Genomic DNA, 19,304 nt, shown 5'->3' on the forward strand with positions numbered 1-19,304 from the left:
ATCGGCAGCGTATGCGTGAAGGCAGCAACTATAGCGCAACGGCAGGTGGCTGGCCGTTAGAATGCGGCCTATCGATCCAGAAGGGCCGCTATGCGGCCCTGTTTTCCCAGGAACTCAAATGTCGCAAATTGCCACCGACTGGCAGCACCGCCTCACCCACCGCAAAGTCTGGGCCCTGGCCGCACCGATGATTCTGTCCAACATCTCGGTGCCCTTGGTGGCCCTGGTAGACAGCACGGTCATCGGTCACCTGCCCCACGCCCATCAGCTTGGCGCAGTGGCGGTGGGCGCCACGCTGTTCACCTTCATGGTCGGCCTGATGGGCTTCCTGCGCATGGGCTCCACCGGCTTCGCTGCCCAGGCCGCGGGGCGTGCCGACGGTGCTGCGCTGCGCCAGGTCCTGGTGCAAGGCCTGCTGCTGGCGGTGGGCTTTGCCCTGCTCATCGGCCTGCTCGCCCTGCCCTTGAGCCAACTGGCGCTGCACGCGATGCAACCGAGCCAAGCGTTGCAGCAATCGACCGAGGCCTTCTTCCATACCCGCCTGCTCGGCCTGCCGGCGGCGCTGGCCAGCTACGCGCTGGTCGGCTGGTTCCTCGGCACCCAGAACGCCCGAGCACCGCTTGCCATATTGCTGACCACCAACCTGCTGAACATCGGCCTCAACCTATGGTTCGTTCTTGGCCTGGATTGGGGTGTGCTGGGGTCGGCGCGGGCGTCGGTGATCGCCGAGTGGGCGGCGGCACTGCTTGGCCTGGCCCTGACCCGCCCTGCCCTGCGCGCCTACCCCGGGCATATCGCCTGGGCGGCACTCAGGCGCTGGCAAGCCTGGCGGCCGTTGCTATCGGTCAACCGCGATATCTTCCTGCGCAGCCTGGCCTTGCAGCTGGTGTTCCTGCTGATCACCGTGCAAGGCGCGCGACTGGGCGAGGCCACGGTGGCGGCCAATGCACTGCTGCTCAACGGCCTGCTGCTCACCGCCTACGCCCTCGACGGCCTGGCGCATGCCGTGGAAGCCCTGTGCGGCCATGCCATCGGCGCCCGCGATCGCGACACCCTGCGCCGCTCGCTGGTGGTGGCCTGTGGATGGTCATTGATTACCAGTCTGGGTTTTGCCGGGCTGTTCCTGCTGGCCGGGCATTTGTTCATCGACCTGCAGACCGATATCGAGAGTGTACGCGCGGCCGCCTATCCGTACCTGCCGTACCTGGCGGTACTGCCATTGGTAGCGGTGTGGAGTTACTTGCTGGACGGCCTGTTCATCGGTGCCACGCGGGCGCGGGAGATGCGCAATGCAATGCTGGTTTCGGTGCTGGTTGCATTGCCGCTGGCGTGGGCCATGAGTGGCTTTGGCAACCACGGTTTGTGGTTGGCGTTTCTCGGGTTCATGGCGTTGCGGGCGGTGACGTTGGGATGGGTGGGCTGGCGCCTGCAACGAAAAGGACTGTGGATTCACTGATGCTGGGGCTGCCTTGCAGCCCTTTCGCGACGCAAGGCCGCTCCTACAGGCGACGCGGTACCGCTGTAGGAGCGGCCTTGTGTCGCGAAATGAGGGCGCAGCCCTCATCTGCATACTCACAGCCACACACAATCCCAGTGAGAATACTCGCCAGCACGCTGTACCAGTCCGGCACGGATTGGAGTGGGTTTGGCAACCACGGGTTGTGGTTTGCGTTTCTCGGGTTCATGGCGTTGCGGGCGCTGACGTTGGGATGGGTGGGTTGGCGCCTGCAACGAAAAAGACTGTGGATTCACTGATGCTGGGGCTGCCTTGCAGCCCTTTCGCGACGCAAGGCCGCTCCTACAGGCGACGCGGTACCGCTGTAGGAGCGGCCTTGTGTCGCGAAATGAGGGCGCAGCCCTCATCTGCATACTCACAGCCACACACAATCCCAGTGAGAATACTCGCCAGCACGCTGTACCAGTCCGGCACGGATTGGAGTGGGTTTGGCAACCACGGCTTGTGGTTTGCGTTTCTCGGGTTCATGGCGTTGCGGGCGCTGACGTTGGGATGGGTGGGTTGGCGCCTGCAACGAAAAGGACTGTGGATTCACTGATGCTGGGGCTGCCTTGCAGCCCTTTCGCGACGCAAGGCCGCTCTACGGGCGACCGCTGTAGGAGCGGCCTTGTGTCGCGAAATGAGGGCGCAGCCCTCACCTGCACACTCACAGCCATACACAATCCCAGTGAGAATACTCGCCAGCACGCTGTACCAGTCCGGCACGGATTGGGTTGGCGATGATGTATCGAGCAACGGCCCTGATGTCCTGCTCACGCCGTAACGCTCGGTCATGGAAGCCAGGTTGCCAGATACGGCGCCTATCAGCTCCGGCTCGATAAAGCGCGCAACTGCTTCGAGATTTGAATGCGCACATCAATTCGCCAAGCGTTCCGTGGCCTAGCTCGATCAGCCAGTGCAGATGATCTGGCATCAAGACCCACGCCAGCGTTCGACAGCACGCTTCCTGATCGCTTAGCCGCAACTGTTGAATGGTGGCTCGGGCGAAAGGAAGATTCTTGAAGATTGGAGCGCGATTGCGGGTAACCGTTGTTAATAGATACAGCCTCCCCTGCTCCGAGTGGCGGCCTTTGCGCAAACGGTGATTGCCTTGACGGTCCATGTCGGTATCCCTTGAACATTGCGTTCAACGGTAGTCAGCCCCATGCAGCTGGGTACGTTTGTTCCTTTTCCTGATGTGACACCGGTGAGGGCTGCGCCCTCATTCGCGACGCAAGGCCGCTCCTACGGGGGTAGCAGGAGCGGCCGTGACAATCACGACGACAGGTAGGAAGACCGGGTCAGCCCCAGGCGCAGTGCATCGAGGAACTGGGTACGCTCTCGGGCGCTGATCTTGGCGCTGGCCACCTTGTCGCGGTAGTGGGTCATCAACTCCTCCGGCGACAGGTGCACATAGCGCAACATGTCTTCGATGGTGTCGTGGGTCTCGATACCGGCGTGGAACACGCTGCCATCGGCGTTCTGGTAAATGTTCACCGAGTCGGTATCACCGAACAGGTTGTGCATGTCACCGAGAATTTCCTGGTAGGCACCGACCAGGAACACGCCCAGCAGGTAGTCCTCACCGTCCTTGAGCGAGTGCACCGGCATGCTGGTCTCGATGCTCTGCTCGTCGACGTACTGGTTGATCTTGCCGTCGGAGTCGCAGGTCAGGTCCTGCAGCACTGCACGGCGCAGCGGCTCTTCGTCCAGGCGGTGCAACGGGATGATCGGCAGCACCTGGCCGATGGCCCAGGTGTCCGGCAGGCTCTGGAACACCGAGAAGTTGCAGATGTACTTGTCGGCCAGCTTGTCGTTCAGTTCGTCCAGCACCTGGCGGTGCGAGCGCTGGCGGGCCTTGAGCGAGTTGTGCAGGCGACGGCACACGGCGAAGTAGCACTGCTCGGCCAGGGCCTTTTCGGCCAGGCTGATCTTGCCATCGGCATATTGCGCTGCCACGTCTCCCATGTAGTGCGTGGCGCGCCAGTAGGTCTCGGTGACCATCTCGATGTCGGTCGGGCCGAGCAGGTCGGCCAGCCACTGCACGGTCTCGGGCAGGCTTTCCTTGTTTTCGATGGTCGGCACGTCGTCGTTGTGTTTCTCGACGTCGGTCACCTGGATCACCAGCATGGCGTGGTGCGCAGTCAGCGAACGGCCACTCTCAGAGAAAATGTGCGGATGCGGCAAGCCCTGCGCGTCGCAGAACTCCTTGAGCATGCCCACCACCACGCCGGCATAGTCGTCCATGTCGTAGTTGATCGAACTGGCGTTGCGCGAGTGGGTGCCGTCGTAGTCCACACCCAGGCCACCGCCCACGTCGATATGGTCGACCGGCAGGCCCAGGGCACGCAGCTCGCCGTAGTAGCGGATGGCTTCCTTGAAGCCATGCTGGTAGTCGGCCAGGTTGGCGATCTGCGAACCCATGTGGAAGTGCAGCAGGCGGATGCCCTGGTCCAGCCCGGCATCGCGGAAGCGCTGCACGACCGAAATCAACTGGGCAGCCGACAGGCCGAACTTGGACTTCTCGCCACCGGTGTCTGCCCACTTGCTCGAAGCCAGCGACGACAGGCGAACGCGCAGCCCAACCTGCGGCTTGACCTTGAGCTCGGCGGCCTCTTCGATCACCAGCGCCACTTCGGACTCTTTCTCGATGACGATGAACACATTGTGGCCGAGCTTCTGGCCCATCAGCGCCAGGCGGATGAACTCGCGGTCCTTGTAGCCGTTGCAGACGATGGTGCCGCCCTTCGGCGCCAGCGCCAGCACCGCCAGCAGTTCAGGCTTGGAACCTGCCTCCAGGCCGATGGAAACGTTCTGCGTGGCGATGATGTTCTCTACCACCGCTTCCTGCTGGTTGACCTTGATCGGATACAGCGCGGTGTACTGGCTCTGGTACTCAAGGCGCGCGATGTTGGCGTCGAAGGCACCAGTCAACTGGCGCACGCGGTCCTGCAGAATGTCGGGGAAGCGTACCAGCAGCGGCAGCGACAAGCCGCTCTGGCGCAGCTCATCGACCTGCTCGAACAAGTCGATCGGCGCGCTCTGAGGGCCGTTGGGGCGCACTTCGACGCGCCCGGCTTCATTGATGGCGAAATAACCAGCGCCCCAATGGCGGATACCATAAACACTGCGGCTGTCGGCCACGGTCCATTGGCTACCATCGTCTTTGCGTGTGCGTCGTACGGACATTCAAGTCCCCTATAAAGTCGAAAACACTGCCCCACATGGTGGCGGGCGCAGTGTAAAAGCTGGAAATGACGATTCATCCGTGCCCAGCAATAGACCCTGGTCACGGGAACGAGTTTAGAAAGCGCTGGGCAAAAAATCGCGTGATGGCCTCAGCCCCCGGACTTTTTCGCCTTGAAACCCTGTTTGGTCAGCTCGCCGATCAACAGCTCGACATGGTCGCCCTGGATCTCGATAACCCCGTCCTTCAGGGCACCGCCGGTACCGCAGCGGCGCTTGAGGGTGGTGGCCAGCTCCTTGAGCTGGTCTGGCGGCAGCGGCACGCCGGTGACAGTGGTCACGGTCTTGCCGCCACGGCCTTTGCTCTCACGGCGAACACGGGCGATGCCGTCGCCTTCGGGGATGGTTTGCTGCTTGCAGATGCAGGCATCCACCGGCTGGCTACAGTCGGGGCAGTGCCGACCGGCGTCGGTGGAAAACACGAGACCGCCAAGGGCGGAAAAGGAAGAAGCTTTCTTGGCCACTTTTGTTCCTCTGTGCTGAGGACAAAAACTGGTCGGCAGGAGCCGACCGCGAAGCCCCACTCTGGCAGGGGCGGCGCTACTGCCGCAAGATCCTGCAACAGCCCGAAAAGGGCGCGCAGTGTAACGATAAATCAGGTGATTGCTAAGTACCGGAATGCGCCATTTTGCGAAAGATTTGCGACTCATGGGACCTGGGACCGCAAAGCGGCCCCAGCCTTAGCCCAGACTGACCTTGTACCGCTGCAGCGCCGCCAACGAGTCCGGACAGTAGGGCTTGCTGAGGCTTTCTGCCTCAGCCTGGGCGAGGCTGATGAACCTCGCCTCGCTCACCTCTTCAGGCTGCAACCGCAGCGGCGCGTCCGACACTGCCGAATACACCGCGCACCATAACCGGTTGTCGGGCTGGTCGAAGTAGAACCGTTCGTGGAAACGCAACTCGGCGCCCTCGATGCCCAACTCCTCGGCCAGTTCACGGGCCGCCGAGTCGGCATACGCCTCCCCCGCCGCCACCATGCCGCCTGCGGCCACATCCCAATAGCCCGGATACAGCGCCTTGCTCAAGGTGCGCCGGTGTACGCACAACTCACCGGCGCCATTGAACAGCAGAATGAAGGTACAGCGGCCAATCAGACCACGCTCGCGAAGCTCCGCCCTGGGCAGCGCACCAAGCACCTGGTCGGCTTCGTCCACCCAGGCGACCAGTTCGCGGTCGGAAGCCGCCCGGTGGGCGGCCTCGTTGGGGCTTATAGCCATGTTCAACCCTGCGACAACAGTTGACGCAGGTCGATGACCGCCGCGTTGGCCCGCGAAATATAGTTGGCCATGACCAGCGAGTGGTTGGCCCACATGCCGAAGCCGCTGCCGTTGAGCACCATCGGGCTCCACAACGCTTCCTGCGACGCCTCCAGTTCACGAATGATCTGGCGCACGCTGACGGTGGCATTCTTCTTCGCCAGCACGTCAGCGAAGTCCACTTCGATGGCACGCAGCAGGTGCGACAGCGCCCAGGCCTGGCCGCGGGCTTCGTAGAACACGTTGTCGATCTGCAGCCAAGGCGTTTCCACCACCTCCTCGTCCACCTGCGGCGCTTGGCCAGCAACCACCGATTCGGTCTTCAGGGTGGTATTGAGCTTGACCCGACCAACACTTGCCGACAGGCGCTGCGACAGCGAACCCAGGCGCGTGGCGACATCGCCCAGCCAGTTGTTCAGGTTGTCGGCACGGGTATAGAAGATCGCACCCTTGTCGCCTGCAGCCAGGCGGGTCTGGTAGCGGGCGAGCGATTTGATGCCCTCTTCGAACTCCGATTCGCTCGATGGCAGGATCCAGCTCTTGTTGTCGAAGTTGAAGCGCGGCTCGGCCTTGGCAAGGTCCGCATCCTCGGTGGACTGCGACTGCGAGCGGGCGAAGTCTTTGCGCAAAGCGCGGGACAGGTCACGCACCTGGACCAGCACGCCGTATTCCCAGCTCGGCATGTTGTCCATCCACAGCCCCGGCGGGAAGCGATCGTTGGAAATGTAGCCGCCCGGCTTGTTCAGCAGGGTTTCGGCCACAGTCTTGAGCGTTTCGATGGTGGTGTAACCAATCACCATCTGCTGGCCGTTGCGCTCGGCTGCTGCCTGGGCATTCTGCTGCACCGGGAACAGCTCCGGTTCCTGGCTCCAGTACCAGCCCAGCCCGATGCAGACCAGCAGGTACAACCCGATCAGGGTCCCCAGGGCTCGGCTCCAGAGGCCACCCACATAGCTACGGGCGGCAGCACCGCGGCCATCGACACGCTCACGGGGCTCGGCCTTGGCCTCGCGGTTTTTCCAGTCCAGCATGGCTTTGTCCTTATCAGTCACGACGGTTCAGGGCTTTTGACCACAGGCCAGTGCCAGGGTGCCACGGCAAGCCCACGTTGCTGCACTATAAAGCAGACACCACCGTACGCATAAGCGACCAATCGGTCAGCAACTGAATATTCGTCATCAACGCTTTGTTGATCCCGCGCACTCGCATGCCTGGAAAGAGCTGCTAGCATAGAGCCATCATCGCACCTGCATATCCCACTAATAAGTAGTCAGGACATGACCCAAGCCGCGGAGCCGAGCCAAGAGCGCCTCAAGCAGGAGCTCGATCACCTGTTGCAACGCCTGTCGCGCACTCGTTTGCGCCAGGGCGACCAACTTGATCAGCTGACGTTGCCACCTGCCCGCAGGCCGGTGTATCTGCTGCTGCGCGACCATGAGCGCGCCGAGCGTCTGGCCCAGCAACTGGAGTTCTTCGGCCTGAGCGTGCAAGCGCTGTTCAGCGTCGACGCTTTGCTGGCGTCAGTGGCCGAGCAGGCACCCTCTGCCATCGTGATGGATGTCGACTTCAGCGGGCCAGGTTGCGGCATGCAACTGGCGGCACAGGCGCAGTCGGGTCTGGAGCAGCCGATCCCGCTGCTGTTCTTCAGCCTGCACGAAGCGGACACGCCAACGCGCCTGGCCGCAGTACGCGCAGGTGGTCAAGCATTTCTCACCGGCACACTGGAAGCCTCCAGCCTGCTTGAGAAGCTCGAGATCATGACCAGCACCGCGCCTCTTGAACCGCTGCGCGTGCTGATCATCGACGACTCGCGCACCCAGGCACTGCACACCGAACGCGTGCTGGGCAGCGCCGGCATGATCACCCGCAGCCTGACCGACCCGATCCGCGCCATGGCCGAGTTGGCCGAGTTCCAGCCCGACCTGATCATTCTCGACCTGTACATGCCAGCCTGCTCGGGCCCGGAACTGGCCAAAGTGATCCGCCACAACGACCGCTACGTCAGCGTACCCATCATCTACCTGTCCGCCGAGGACGACCTGGACAAACAGCTCGACGCCATGAGCGAGGGCGGCGACGACTTTCTGACCAAACCGATCCGCTCGCGCCACCTGATCACCACTGTGCGCAACCGTGCTGCCCGAGCGCGCCACCTCAAGTCGCGCATGGTCCGCGACAGCCTTACCGGCCTGTACAACCACACGCACATCCTGCAATTGCTGGAAGATTGCAGCTTTCGCGCCCGTCGCGAGGGCCAGCCGCTCAGCTTTGCCATGCTCGACATCGACCACTTCAAGAAGATCAACGACCGCCATGGCCACCCCATGGGTGATCGGGTTATCAAAAGCCTGGCGCTTTTTCTCAAGCAACGGCTGCGCAAGACCGACTTCATCGGCCGCTATGGCGGCGAGGAGTTCGCCATCGTCATGCCCAACACCGCACTGGATGCCGCGCACAAGGTTCTCGACGAGATTCGCCGGCGCTTCGCCGAAATCCTCTACCCGGCACAGCCTTGCGACCTGCGGTGCACGTTCAGTGCCGGGGTGGTGCAGCTGGACGATGAGCTCGATGCATTGAGCATGGCCAGCACCGCTGACGAGGCGCTGTATCGGGCCAAGCATGCGGGGCGCAACTGTGTGGTGCGGGTCGAGCCTTAGCCGGCCGGCCCGCGCCCATTAGATAGCGTTAAGCCACCATCGTCATCACCCCGTCACAAAATAGCAATAACTTCAGGCACCTACCCCTCCACCCCCGCAGGAAGTTCGCGGCTATGCGCCTGAAGTGGCTGACCAATTTCAACACCCTGTTGCTGGTGACCGTGTGTATCGCTCTGGGCGCGACCCTTTGGTGGTCGCAGCGCGCCCTGGAGCGCCCCTATCAATTGATGGAACGCTATCTGGGCCTGTCGCAGCAGTTCCAGAACCAGGCCGCGCGCAACATCCAGGCTTATCTGGGCAGCGGCGACGCCCTGCGCCATGCGGCGGCGCTGGAGGCCAACCAACAGCTTGGGCAGGCACTGGCCGACTGGCCTGAAGAGCTGGCCGGCCAATTGCGCCCAAGCCTTGATACCCTGCAAGCCTTCACCGCCAACGAGCTGCTCGCGGCCGGCAAACTGGCCGGCGACCCTCAAGCCCTGCTGTTGCAGGCCGAACGTGAACTAGGCGCCAATTTCGAACAACTGGCCGGCTATGCCCGCGACAGCGCCAGCAGCGAGGCGAGCGGTTATCTGCTGCCGCTGCTCGACGCCAGCGTACACCTGGGCCGCCTGTCGCTGGCCCGTGACAAACTGGTCAGCAGCGGCCGCGCCGAGCTGGCCGACGAGGTAGAACGCGAGCTGCAACTGATCCGCGCCCAGGCTCAGGTCATCGACAACCTGCCGTTGCTGGGCGTGACCCGCGCCGCCGAATCCAACGCTGATGATTTCGCCGCCATGATGGGCCTGGAAACGCAGGCCGCCGGGCAACAGGAAGACGTTGCCGTTGGCCTCAAGCGCGAACTGCAGAGCCTGCTCAACCGCTACCCTGGCGAACTGCAACGCACCCGCGAACAGATCGAGCGGCGCACAGCCCTGGCCGCCAGCACCAATGAACGGCTCGACGCCGTGCAAAAAGCCATTGCCAGCCTTGAGCCTGAAGTGCGCGGCCAGCACGCCCGTATCGCCAGCGAAGTGCGCCTTATCCAGGGCCTGATGATCGGCCTGATCCTGCTGATCGCCCTGCTCATCGACACATTGCAGCGGCGGCTGACGCGCACCCTGACCGGCCTGGCCCCGGCCCTGTCGCGATGGGCCGAAGGCGATTTCGCCGCCCCCATCGCCCTGGGCAAGACAAACCGCGAGCTGCACGACATCCAGGAATCGCTCAACCGCCTGCGCCAGTACCTGGTGGAGCTGGTCGGCACCATCCGCCACAACGCCGAGCAGGTGGCCGGCAGCAGCCACGCACTGGCCGGCATGAGCGCCGCCCTGCATGACGGCGCAGAGCGCCAGGCCGGTGACACCGGGCAGATCCGCGATGCGCTGGGCGAACTGGAAGCCACCATTTTGCAGGTGGCTGATGATGCCAGCTCCGCGGCCGATGCCAGCCGCGATGCCGGCCGCGCCGTGGAGCAAGGCCAGACGGTGATCGGCCAGAGCCTTGGCGGGCTGCGCACGCTGGTCGATGAGGTGCAGGGCAATGCCCGCATGATCGAACAGCTGGCCGAGGAGTCGGCCACCATCGGCGGTGTGCTCACCGTGATCAGATCGATCGCCGAGCAGACCAACCTGCTGGCATTGAACGCCGCCATCGAAGCCGCCCGCGCGGGCGAAATGGGCCGCGGCTTTGCCGTGGTTGCAGACGAAGTACGCTCGCTGGCACAACGCACCACAGGCGCCACTGGCGAGATCCAGGCCTTGATCGACCGGCTGCAACAGGCGGCACGGGAGTCGGTGACAGGTATGCGGGCGCAACTGGAACATGCGCAAGCCACAGCTGACCAGGCTCAGGCTGCCGATGGCGCGCTGGACGAGATCGTCAACGCGATCCGCACCATCGCCGATACTGCAGTGCGCATTGCCGACGTCACGGCGCAGCAGAGTGATGCGGTGAGCGAGATTCGAGGGCACAGCGAGCGGATTCATGAGCTGGGTGAAGACAACCTGCAGCGCATCGGTGAAGGGCGCGAGCAGGGCGAGCAATTGCTGACCCTTGGCGGCGAGCTGAACCGTGCGGTGCGGGCCTTCAGGCTGTGATCGTTTGCCTGCACTGCCCCCCAACCAAGGCCAACTCCGCTATCATGCCGGGCACGTTCCACCTCGCGAGTCCGCCATGCGCCGCCTGTTTTTCCTGCTGTTCCTGCTGCTGGCCAGCCCTGCCTTCGCCACGGGCCTGCTCGACAACCGCCCCAGCGCCACCCTCGGCGCCGCCTCGCTGAGCAACAGCGCAGACTTTTTGCCCGTACATGAAGCCTTCAAGCTCAGCCTGGTCCAGGCCGATGCGCACACCATCAAACTGCGCTTCGTCGCCACCGACGGCTATTACCTCTACCGCCATCGCTTCCAGTTCCGCAGCGAACCGGCAGACATCACCCTGGGTTCGCCGAACATTCCCAAGGGCGAGGCCAAGCACGATGAGTTCTTCGGCGACGTCGAGGTCTACCACGGGGTGCTCGACATCGAACTGCCGCGCACCGACGCCCGCGCATTCACCCTGCTGGTCGGCTACCAGGGCTGTGCCGACAAGGGCCTGTGCTACCCACCAGAGACGGCACGCCTGAGCATCGACGGCGCAGGGGTGAGCACGGCCGACGCCCCGGCGACGGCCAGCGAGCAAGGCTGGAGCTGGAAATCGTTGCTGCTGTTCTTCCTCGCCGGGGTCGGCCTGACCTTCACGCCCTGCGTGCTGCCAATGCTGCCGATCCTCTCTGGAGTGGTCCTGCGCGGCCAGGTCGCCGGCCTGCGCGGCCTGGCCCTGTCGCTGGCCTATGTGCTGGCCATGGCCGCCAGTTTCGCCCTGCTGGGGGCGCTGATGGGCCTGTTCGGTGCAGGCCTGAACCTGCAGGCGCGGCTGCAATCGGCTTGGGTACTGGTGCCTTTCGCGCTGTTCTTCGTGCTGTTCGCACTGGCCATGTTCGGCCTGTTCGAACTCAAACTGCCACAGGCCTTGAACAATCGCCTGGACACGCTCGCCCACCGCACCAAGGGCGGCTCGCTGCTGGGTGCAGCAGTGCTGGGCGTGCTGTCCAGCCTGCTGGTTTCGCCGTGCGTCTCGGCACCATTGGCCGGCGCCTTGCTGTATATCAGTGCCAGCGGTGACGCCCTGGGTGGCGCACTCAAGTTGTTTGCCCTCGGCCTGGGCATGGGCGCGCCATTGTTGCTGGTAGCTACTGGGGGCGCGGCCTGGCTGCCAAAGAGCGGGCCTTGGCTGAACACCGTGAAAAACGCTATTGGTGTGTTGCTGCTGGGCCTCGCCATCGGCCTGCTCAGCCGCGTGCTGCCGGGGCCGGCAACCTTGTTGCTGGTCGGTTTCCTGAGCGTGGGCGTAGCCGTTTTCCTCGGTGCGCTGGAGTTCGTGGTCAAGGCGCCACGCCAACGCCTGGCGCAACTGCTGGGCCTGGCCCTGCTGGTCTACGGCCTGGCCTGCTGGTACGGCGCCCTCAATGGCCAGGGCGACCCGCTGCGCCCATTGCCTGCGCCAACGCCGACAACCGTCGGCAGTGGCCCGGCAGCTTCGGTGGATGCCTGGCAAACCGTCACTACGCCGGCCGCACTTGACGCGGCCCTGGCCGAGGCGAAAGCTGCGGGGCAGCCGGTCTTGCTCGACTGGTACGCCGACTGGTGCATCAGCTGCAAAGTCATCGAGCATGAAGTACTCAACGCAGCGCAGGTCCAACCGCAACTGGGCGCATTCAAGTTGCTGCGTTTCGACATCACCGAAAGCAACGCCGAGCAACGTACCCTGCTCGACCGCTACCAGCTGTTCGGCCCGCCTGCACTGTTGTTCTTTGCCGCGAACGGCAGCGAAATGACCACCGATCGGGTCATTGGCGAGATAAACGCCGCCGAATTTGCGGGTGTTCTGGCGCGCGTGCGCGGCAAACTCGGTCTATAACTTCCCGCGTGCTGGCATATTTCTGCGAACGAGTGACCAGATTTTAATATTTGGTCACATACTTCGCGCGAACCTCGGACATCGTGCTGGCTATTGCCGGGAACTGGACACTTGCCGTCGCTTTACGGCACACTCGCCGCGCTGTGTCGAATTGCCCTACAAATCCAAGGAATCTGCAGATGGCAACGCTACTGGTGCTTCACGGCCCCAACCTGAACATGCTCGGCCTCCGCGAACCGGGCCACTACGGCGCCGTGACCCTGGCCCAGATCAACCAGGACCTGGAACAGCGCGCCCGCGCCGCAGGCCATCACCTGCAGTACCTGCAGAGCAATGCCGAGTACGAGCTGATCGACCGTATTCACGCCGCACGCAACGAGGGTGTGGACTTCATCCTGATCAATCCGGCTGCTTTCACCCACACAAGCGTCGCATTACGTGACGCATTGCTTTCGGTGAGCATCCCATTCATCGAAGTGCACCTGTCCAACGTGCACAAACGCGAACCGTTCCGTCACCACTCCTACTTCTCCGATGTAGCCGTAGGGGTGATCTGCGGCCTGGGCGCCAGCGGGTATCGCCTGGCCCTGGAGGCCGCACTGGAACAACTGGCTGCCAACGCACAGCCCTGATGATAGAAGCCCTGGCCTGAGTGGGCCGGGGTTCGAGAAAAACGTTTCAGATACGTTTTTAACTTAATGCCCCCTGACCGAACCTTTGGGAGTTGATGATTAATGGATATCCGTAAAGTCAAGAAACTGATCGAGCTGCTGGAAGAGTCTGGCATCGACGAACTGGAGATCAAGGAAGGCGAAGAGTCGGTCCGTATCAGCCGTCACAGCAAGACCCCAGCCGCTCAACAGTTCTACGCACCTGCGCCAATGGCTGCCGCGCCTGTAGCTGCTCCGGCCGCTGCTGCCCCGGTTGCCGAAGCTGCCGCCGCTGCCCCGGCCCTCAAAGGCACCGTGATCCGTTCGCCAATGGTCGGTACCTTCTACCGCAAGCCTTCGCCGACCTCGCCGAACTTCGCTGAAGTTGGCCAGAGCGTGAAGAAAGGCGACACCCTGTGCATCGTCGAAGCGATGAAGATGATGAACCACATCGAAGCCGATGTCGGCGGCGTTATCGACGCCATCCTGGTGGAAGACGGTCAGCCGGTTGAGTTCGACCAGCCGCTGTTCACCATCGTTTGATTCGCGGAGAGCCAACGATGTCTGGGAAGCTGGAAAAAGTCCTGATCGCCAACCGCGGGGAAATTGCCCTGCGGATCCTGCGTGCCTGCAAAGAACTGGGCATCAAGACCGTCGCCGTGCACTCCACGGCCGACCGCGAACTGATGCACCTGGGCCTGGCAGACGAGTCGGTCTGCATTGGTCCTGCTTCGTCCAAAGATTCGTACCTGCACATCCCGGCGATCATCGCCGCCGCTGAAGTGACAGGCGCTACCGCCATCCACCCGGGTTACGGCTTCCTCGCGGAAAACGCCGACTTCGCCGAGCAGGTGGAGAAGTCCGGTTTCGCCTTCATCGGCCCGCGCGCCGACACCATTCGCCTGATGGGCGACAAGGTTTCGGCCAAGGACGCGATGATCAAGACCGGCGTACCGACCGTACCGGGCTCCGATGGCCCGCTGCCGGAAGACGAAGAGGTCGCCCTGGCGATCGCGCGTGATGTCGGCTACCCGGTGATCATCAAGGCCGCCGGTGGTGGTGGTGGTCGCGGTATGCGCGTGGTGCACAGGGAAGAGGACCTGATCGCCTCGGCCAAGCTCACCCGTACCGAAGCCGGTGCAGCCTTCGGCAACCCGATGGTCTACCTGGAGAAGTTCCTGACCAACCCACGCCACGTGGAAGTTCAGGTGCTGTCCGACGGCCAAGGCAACGCCATCCACCTGGGCGACCGCGACTGCTCGCTGCAGCGTCGTCACCAGAAGGTACTTGAAGAAGCGCCTGCCCCGGGCATCGACGAGAAGGCCCGCCAGGAAGTCTTCAAGCGTTGCGTCGATGCGTGCGTCGAGATCGGCTACCGTGGCGCCGGTACTTTCGAGTTCCTGTACGAAAACGGCCGTTTCTACTTCATCGAAATGAACACCCGTGTGCAGGTTGAGCACCCGGTTTCGGAGATGGTCACCGGTATCGACATCGTCAAGGAGATGCTCAGCATCGCCGCTGGCAACAAGCTGTCGATCCGTCAGGAAGACGTGGTGATCCGCGGCCACTCGCTGGAGTGCCGGATCAACGCCGAAGACCCGAAGAAGTTCATTCCGAGCCCAGGCAAGGTCAAGCACTTCCACGCCCCGGGTGGCAACGGCGTTCGCGTCGATTCGCACCTGTACAGCGGTTATTCGGTTCCGCCGAACTACGACTCGCTGATCGGCAAGCTGATCACCTACGGCAAGGACCGCGACGAAGCCATGGCGCGCATGCGCAATGCCCTGGACGAGATCGTCGTCGACGGCATCAAGACCAACATCCCGCTGCACCGCGACCTGGTGCGTGATGAAGGTTTCTGCAAAGGCGGCGTGAACATCCACTACCTCGAGCACAAACTGGCCAACCAGGAGTGATCGCGTTAGCGTGATGCAGCGAAGAACCCCGGCCCTGTGCCGGGGTTCTTTTTTGTAGGGCTGCTCTCAGCCCATCGGTTATGCGTTACCACGTTTACCGGCCCGATCGCTGGCAAACCTGCGCCTACAGTCAGATCAGTGCACTGAAAAACAGTGAAGAGCCCGTTGGACCCGGCTCGCCGGCGATTGGCCTGCAAGGCAGCCCCTCAAGTCATCCACAAACACACCGCACTCGCGTAAACTGCCAGCCTTCGCGCAGCCTCGGGCTGCCCCTCTCGATTTACCAAAGGTGCCCGCCATGCCTTGGCTGCAAGTACGCCTGGCCATCAGCCCGGAACAAGCCGAAACCTACGAAGACGCCCTGCTCGAAGTCGGCGCCGTATCGGTCACGTTCATGGACGCCGAAGACCAGCCCATCTTCGAACCCGACCTCAACACCACGCCGCTGTGGTCGCACACGCACCTGCTGGCACTGTTCGAGGCGGACGCCGACCCTGAGCAGGTATTCGCTCACCTGCGCCTGCTGACCGGTGCGCAGCTGCCGGAACACCAGGCCGAAGTGATCGAAGATCAGGATTGGGAACGCAGCTGGATGGACAACTTCCAGCCAATGCGCTTCGGCCGCCGCCTGTGGATCGTGCCAAGCTGGCACGAAGCGCCGGAAAAGGACGCAGTCAACCTGCTGCTTGACCCTGGCCTGGCCTTCGGCACCGGCACCCACCCGACCACCGCCCTGTGCCTGGAATGGCTCGACGGCCAACAGCTCGAAGGCACCCAGGTGCTGGACTTCGGCTGCGGCTCGGGCATTCTGGCCATCGCTGCATTGTTGTTGGGCGCACGCGAAGCGGTCGGTACCGACATCGACGTGCAGGCCATCGAAGCCTCGCGTGACAACGCCCAGCGCAATGGCGTCGCCGACGAGAAGCTGGCGCTGTACCTGCCCGAGCATATGCCGGCCATGCAGGCCGACGTGCTGGTCGCCAATATCCTGGCTGGCCCTTTGGTCTCGCTGGCGCCGCAGCTGTCCGGCCTGGTACGCCCAGGTGGCCTGCTCGCGTTGTCTGGCATCCTTGCCGAACAGGGTGAGGAGGTCGCCGCGGCCTACGCCGCCGACTTCGAGCTGGACCCGATCGTCGTGCGCGACGGCTGGGTGCGCATCAGTGGTCGCCGCCGCTAAGCGGGCCTAAAATACTTCTCTGCACAGCTCCCGGATCGCCGCATGACCGACAGTTTCGTCACCCAGTGCCCGCATTGCCAGACCAGCTTTCGCGTCACCCATCACCAGTTGAGCGTGGCGCGCGGCGTAGTGCGCTGCGGCCATTGCCTGCAGGTGTTCAACGCGGCGAAGCAACTGCTGGAGCAGAATCGCGCCAGCGCCGCCCCGGCAGTGCCGCCGATACCGGTGGTCGCGCCCGTCACCGCGCCCGAGCCCCCGGTCAGCGAGCGCTCAGCCGCCGAGCCGCAAGACTGGGCAGCCACAGCGCAAGCCCTCGACGAACTCGACCTGGACCAGGAACTGGCCCGCCTCGAACGCCGTGGCAAGCCAGACGAGCCGCGCCCTGCTGCCCCTGCCGATGCACTGCAGGCGCGGCGTGACGAGCCCGCCGCCGAGCCCCATGGCGACGCACTGTTCGGTAATGCAACCGACGATCACCATGAGCCGCTGGAAACCGTCGATCCCGCCCCGGTACTGCTGGAGCAGGAGCCACTGGACCTGGAGCCCGCCCCAGGCGATCGCACCGAGCCCACACTGGACGGCAACCTGGACCTGGACTTCGATGATGAACCTGCCACGCACCGGGCTGCCGAGCGCGATAACGCGCACGACTTTTCCGAGCGGCTGTCGCCAGATGACGAACCCGTTCACGAAAAAGGCCTGAGCGCCCGCGATGATGACGATACGGATCTGCATCTGGCGGCGCACGATGACACCCCTGCCCCGGCGCTGACTGGCGAGCGCCTTGAACCTGGCTTCGCTGCCAGGCCCCAGCGCCCGTCACGCAAGGAGCCGCTCATCGACGTGGTCGACGACCCTTTGCAACTGGGCTGGGAGAAGCCGCGCCCCCACTGGGGCAAACGCGTGCTCTGGGGCTTGCTCACCCTGCTGGCCGCCGGCCTGCTGGCATTCCAGTACGTGTGGTTCCATTTCGACGAAATGGCACGCCAGGACCAGTACCGCCCGCTCTTCCAGCAACTGTGCCCGATGCTTGGCTGCGAGGTGCCCACCCGTGTCGACATCGGCCGAATCAAGAGCAGCAACCTGGTGGTGCGCAGCCACCCTGACTTCAAGGGCGCGCTGATCGTCGATGCGATCATCTACAACCGCGCGCCCTTCGCCCAGCCGTTCCCGCTGCTGGAACTGCGTTTTGCCGACCTCAATGGCCAATTGATCGCCAGCCGGCGCTTCAAGCCGAGCGAGTATCTCTCGGGTGAATTGGCCGGCCGTGGCGAAATGCCCAGCCAGACGCCGATCCACATTGCCCTGGACATCCTCGACCCTGGCCCGAAAGCAGTGAACTACAGCCTCAGCTTCCGCTCCCCCGAATAAACGTCGAGCGGCAAGCTGCAAGAGAAGCGAGCCGACAACCGGTCTGCTTCCTCTTGCCGCTTGAAGCTGAAGCTTGTAGCCCAAAGGCATAAGCCTACAACTGTTCAGAATTTATCCAAATCCATCTTTATCCGGTCACCGAGAGCGGGTATTATGCCAACCCTTTTTCGACTCCAATGATTCGGCCCCACAACAGGGAACACCTATGTCGGCGGTACGCATCGGCCCATACACACTACGCAACAACCTGATCCTCGCGCCCATGGCCGGGGTCACGGACCAGCCTTTCCGTACACTTTGCAAGCGCCTGGGCGCGGGCATGGTGGTGTCGGAGATGGTCAGCAGCGACATGAGCCTGTGGAACAGCCGCAAGTCGAGCCTGCGCCGCATTCACGAAGGCGATCCCGAGCCGCGCTCGGTACAGATCGCCGGTGGCGATGCGCAGATGATGGCGGCGGCGGCCAGGGCCAACGTCGAAGCTGGCGCCCAGATCATCGACATCAACATGGGTTGCCCGGCGAAAAAAGTCTGCAACAAAGCTGCAGGCTCTGCTTTATTGAGAGATGAAGTTTTGGTCAGCGAGATTCTCCACGCCGTCGTCGGCGCGGTGGACGTCCCGGTGACCCTGAAGATCCGCACCGGTTGGGACCGGGCGAACAAGAACGGCCTGAACGTGGCGAGGATCGCCGAGCAGGCTGGCATCCAGGCGCTGGCGGTGCATGGCCGCACACGCGCCGACCTGTACACCGGCGAAGCCGAATACGACACCATCGCTGCCATCAAGCAGGCGGTGTCCATCCCGGTTTTTGCCAACGGCGATATCACTTCGCCAGAAAAGGCCCGGGCGGTGCTGGACGCCACCGGCGTCGACGGTCTGCTGATTGGCAGGGCCGCCCAGGGGCGGCCCTGGATCTTTCGCGAGATCGAGCATTACCTGGGGACTGGCCAGCATTTGCCGGCCCCGCAGCTGGACGAAGTGGAACGTATCCTGCTGGAGCACCTTGCCGCGCTGCACGCCTTCTATGGCGATGTGATGGGCGTACGTATCGCCCGCAAGCACGTTGGCTGGTACCTGGCAACACGACCCGGCGGCAAGGAGTTTCGCTCCCGGTTCAACGCTTTGGAAGACACACAAGCGCAGTGCGCCAACGTTCGAGCGTATTTCAGCGAACGTCGACAGAGCCTTGAGACAGAGGACGGACAAGGGGTGGCCGCATGACGATGATGACCGAGACATTAGTGAGTGGAACAACGCCCGTGAGCGACAACGCCAACCTCAAACAGCACCTCAACACGCCGAGCGAAGAGGGCCAGACCCTTCGTGACAGCGTCGAGAAGGCGCTGCACAACTACTTCGCACACCTGGAAGGCGCTACCGTCACTGACGTGTACAACCTGGTGCTCTCCGAAGTCGAGGCGCCCCTGCTCGAAAGCGTGATGAATTACGTCAAGGGCAACCAGACCAAGGCCAGCGAGATGCTCGGGCTCAACCGAGGCACCCTGCGCAAGAAACTCAAGCAGTACGACTTGTTGTAAGCCAGAATCCCAATCAGAAAAGGCGGCTCCCTGAACAGAGGCGCCTTTTTTGCTGACTCCACCGCGT

16 protein-coding genes are annotated in these 19,304 nt (G+C 63.2%); 11 read left to right on the forward strand and 5 right to left on the reverse strand.

Annotated features, from left to right (window positions below):
- The first annotated feature begins 118 nt into the window (after positions 1-118).
- Entirely contained in the window at positions 119-1,456 is a 1,338-nt protein-coding gene (locus ACMGF5_RS05665; RefSeq protein WP_414157638.1) for an MATE family efflux transporter, read from the forward strand.
- Between the two features lie 706 nt (positions 1,457-2,162).
- Here ACMGF5_RS05665 and ACMGF5_RS05670 read toward each other — a convergent pair.
- The 5 genes from ACMGF5_RS05670 to ACMGF5_RS05690 form a co-directional block, all read right to left on the reverse strand.
- A complete protein-coding gene (locus ACMGF5_RS05670; RefSeq protein ID WP_414157639.1) occupies positions 2,163-2,618 on the reverse strand; it encodes an REP-associated tyrosine transposase in 456 nt (151 codons plus the stop codon).
- Between the two features lie 152 nt (positions 2,619-2,770).
- A complete protein-coding gene (speA, locus tag ACMGF5_RS05675) occupies positions 2,771-4,684 on the reverse strand; it encodes an arginine decarboxylase (RefSeq protein WP_012316398.1) in 1,914 nt (637 codons plus the stop codon).
- A gap of 149 nt (positions 4,685-4,833) precedes the next feature.
- A complete protein-coding gene (locus ACMGF5_RS05680; protein WP_012316399.1) occupies positions 4,834-5,205 on the reverse strand; it encodes a translation initiation factor Sui1 in 372 nt (123 codons plus the stop codon).
- A 216-nt stretch (positions 5,206-5,421) separates the two neighbouring features.
- Complete coding sequence (locus ACMGF5_RS05685; protein WP_046787850.1) at positions 5,422-5,958, reverse strand: NUDIX hydrolase; 537 nt, start codon at positions 5,956-5,958, stop codon at positions 5,422-5,424.
- A 2-nt stretch (positions 5,959-5,960) separates the two neighbouring features.
- The gene (locus tag ACMGF5_RS05690; RefSeq protein WP_046787849.1) at positions 5,961-7,028 is read right to left on the reverse strand and encodes a DUF2333 family protein; all 1,068 of its coding nucleotides are present in this window, start codon (positions 7,026-7,028) and stop codon (positions 5,961-5,963) included.
- A gap of 246 nt (positions 7,029-7,274) precedes the next feature.
- On the opposite strand from ACMGF5_RS05690, the gene ACMGF5_RS05695 reads away from it, so the two are divergent.
- The 10 genes from ACMGF5_RS05695 to fis all read left to right on the forward strand — a co-directional run bounded on the left by ACMGF5_RS05695 (position 7,275) and on the right by fis (position 19,237).
- Entirely contained in the window at positions 7,275-8,654 is a 1,380-nt protein-coding gene (locus ACMGF5_RS05695) for a diguanylate cyclase (protein WP_046787848.1), read from the forward strand.
- A gap of 227 nt (positions 8,655-8,881) precedes the next feature.
- Positions 8,882-10,729, forward strand: a complete 1,848-nt coding sequence (locus ACMGF5_RS05700) for a methyl-accepting chemotaxis protein (protein ID WP_414157846.1) — start codon at positions 8,882-8,884, stop codon at positions 10,727-10,729.
- A gap of 76 nt (positions 10,730-10,805) precedes the next feature.
- Positions 10,806-12,587, forward strand: coding sequence for a protein-disulfide reductase DsbD (locus tag ACMGF5_RS05705; RefSeq protein WP_414157640.1), 1,782 nt, complete (start codon positions 10,806-10,808; stop codon positions 12,585-12,587).
- A gap of 179 nt (positions 12,588-12,766) precedes the next feature.
- Positions 12,767-13,219: a type II 3-dehydroquinate dehydratase gene (gene aroQ / locus ACMGF5_RS05710; protein WP_012316405.1), complete on the forward strand. Its 453-nt coding sequence runs from the start codon at positions 12,767-12,769 to the stop codon at positions 13,217-13,219.
- A 102-nt stretch (positions 13,220-13,321) separates the two neighbouring features.
- Positions 13,322-13,780, forward strand: coding sequence for an acetyl-CoA carboxylase biotin carboxyl carrier protein (gene accB / locus ACMGF5_RS05715; RefSeq protein WP_046787845.1), 459 nt, complete (start codon positions 13,322-13,324; stop codon positions 13,778-13,780).
- A 17-nt stretch (positions 13,781-13,797) separates the two neighbouring features.
- Positions 13,798-15,153, forward strand: a complete 1,356-nt coding sequence (accC, locus tag ACMGF5_RS05720) for an acetyl-CoA carboxylase biotin carboxylase subunit (RefSeq protein WP_414157641.1) — start codon at positions 13,798-13,800, stop codon at positions 15,151-15,153.
- A gap of 298 nt (positions 15,154-15,451) precedes the next feature.
- Positions 15,452-16,330: a 50S ribosomal protein L11 methyltransferase gene (gene prmA, locus ACMGF5_RS05725; RefSeq protein ID WP_046787844.1), complete on the forward strand. Its 879-nt coding sequence runs from the start codon at positions 15,452-15,454 to the stop codon at positions 16,328-16,330.
- Positions 16,331-16,372: 42 nt separating this feature from the next.
- Complete coding sequence (locus ACMGF5_RS05730; RefSeq protein WP_177010427.1) at positions 16,373-17,701, forward strand: DUF3426 domain-containing protein; 1,329 nt, start codon at positions 16,373-16,375, stop codon at positions 17,699-17,701.
- A gap of 205 nt (positions 17,702-17,906) precedes the next feature.
- Positions 17,907-18,920: a tRNA dihydrouridine synthase DusB gene (gene dusB, locus ACMGF5_RS05735; RefSeq protein WP_251962427.1), complete on the forward strand. Its 1,014-nt coding sequence runs from the start codon at positions 17,907-17,909 to the stop codon at positions 18,918-18,920.
- Complete coding sequence (gene fis / locus ACMGF5_RS05740) at positions 18,917-19,237, forward strand: DNA-binding transcriptional regulator Fis (RefSeq protein ID WP_008093076.1); 321 nt, start codon at positions 18,917-18,919, stop codon at positions 19,235-19,237. The genes dusB and fis overlap by 4 nt, the downstream gene beginning before the upstream one ends.
- Positions 19,238-19,304 lie beyond the last annotated feature (67 nt).

Source organism: Pseudomonas sp. BNK-15 (genome assembly GCF_047456105.1).
GTDB lineage: Bacteria > Pseudomonadota > Gammaproteobacteria > Pseudomonadales > Pseudomonadaceae > Aquipseudomonas > Aquipseudomonas putida_E.

What these genes read in the sequence shown, in the direction of transcription:
- ACMGF5_RS05665 (WP_414157638.1), top strand. Translation starts at nt 119, where the DNA reads ATGTCGCAAATTGCCACCGACTGGCAGCACCGCCTCACCCACCGCAAA.
- ACMGF5_RS05670 (WP_414157639.1), bottom strand. Translation starts at nt 2,618, where the DNA reads ATGGACCGTCAAGGCAATCACCGTTTGCGCAAAGGCCGCCACTCGGAG.
- speA (WP_012316398.1), bottom strand. Translation starts at nt 4,684, where the DNA reads ATGTCCGTACGACGCACACGCAAAGACGATGGTAGCCAATGGACCGTG.
- ACMGF5_RS05685 (WP_046787850.1), bottom strand. Translation starts at nt 5,958, where the DNA reads ATGGCTATAAGCCCCAACGAGGCCGCCCACCGGGCGGCTTCCGACCGC.
- ACMGF5_RS05690 (WP_046787849.1), bottom strand. Translation starts at nt 7,028, where the DNA reads ATGCTGGACTGGAAAAACCGCGAGGCCAAGGCCGAGCCCCGTGAGCGT.
- ACMGF5_RS05695 (WP_046787848.1), top strand. Translation starts at nt 7,275, where the DNA reads ATGACCCAAGCCGCGGAGCCGAGCCAAGAGCGCCTCAAGCAGGAGCTC.
- ACMGF5_RS05700 (WP_414157846.1), top strand. Translation starts at nt 8,882, where the DNA reads ATGGAACGCTATCTGGGCCTGTCGCAGCAGTTCCAGAACCAGGCCGCG.
- ACMGF5_RS05705 (WP_414157640.1), top strand. Translation starts at nt 10,806, where the DNA reads ATGCGCCGCCTGTTTTTCCTGCTGTTCCTGCTGCTGGCCAGCCCTGCC.
- aroQ (WP_012316405.1), top strand. Translation starts at nt 12,767, where the DNA reads ATGGCAACGCTACTGGTGCTTCACGGCCCCAACCTGAACATGCTCGGC.
- accB (WP_046787845.1), top strand. Translation starts at nt 13,322, where the DNA reads ATGGATATCCGTAAAGTCAAGAAACTGATCGAGCTGCTGGAAGAGTCT.
- accC (WP_414157641.1), top strand. Translation starts at nt 13,798, where the DNA reads ATGTCTGGGAAGCTGGAAAAAGTCCTGATCGCCAACCGCGGGGAAATT.
- prmA (WP_046787844.1), top strand. Translation starts at nt 15,452, where the DNA reads ATGCCTTGGCTGCAAGTACGCCTGGCCATCAGCCCGGAACAAGCCGAA.
- ACMGF5_RS05730 (WP_177010427.1), top strand. Translation starts at nt 16,373, where the DNA reads ATGACCGACAGTTTCGTCACCCAGTGCCCGCATTGCCAGACCAGCTTT.
- dusB (WP_251962427.1), top strand. Translation starts at nt 17,907, where the DNA reads ATGTCGGCGGTACGCATCGGCCCATACACACTACGCAACAACCTGATC.
- fis (WP_008093076.1), top strand. Translation starts at nt 18,917, where the DNA reads ATGACGATGATGACCGAGACATTAGTGAGTGGAACAACGCCCGTGAGC.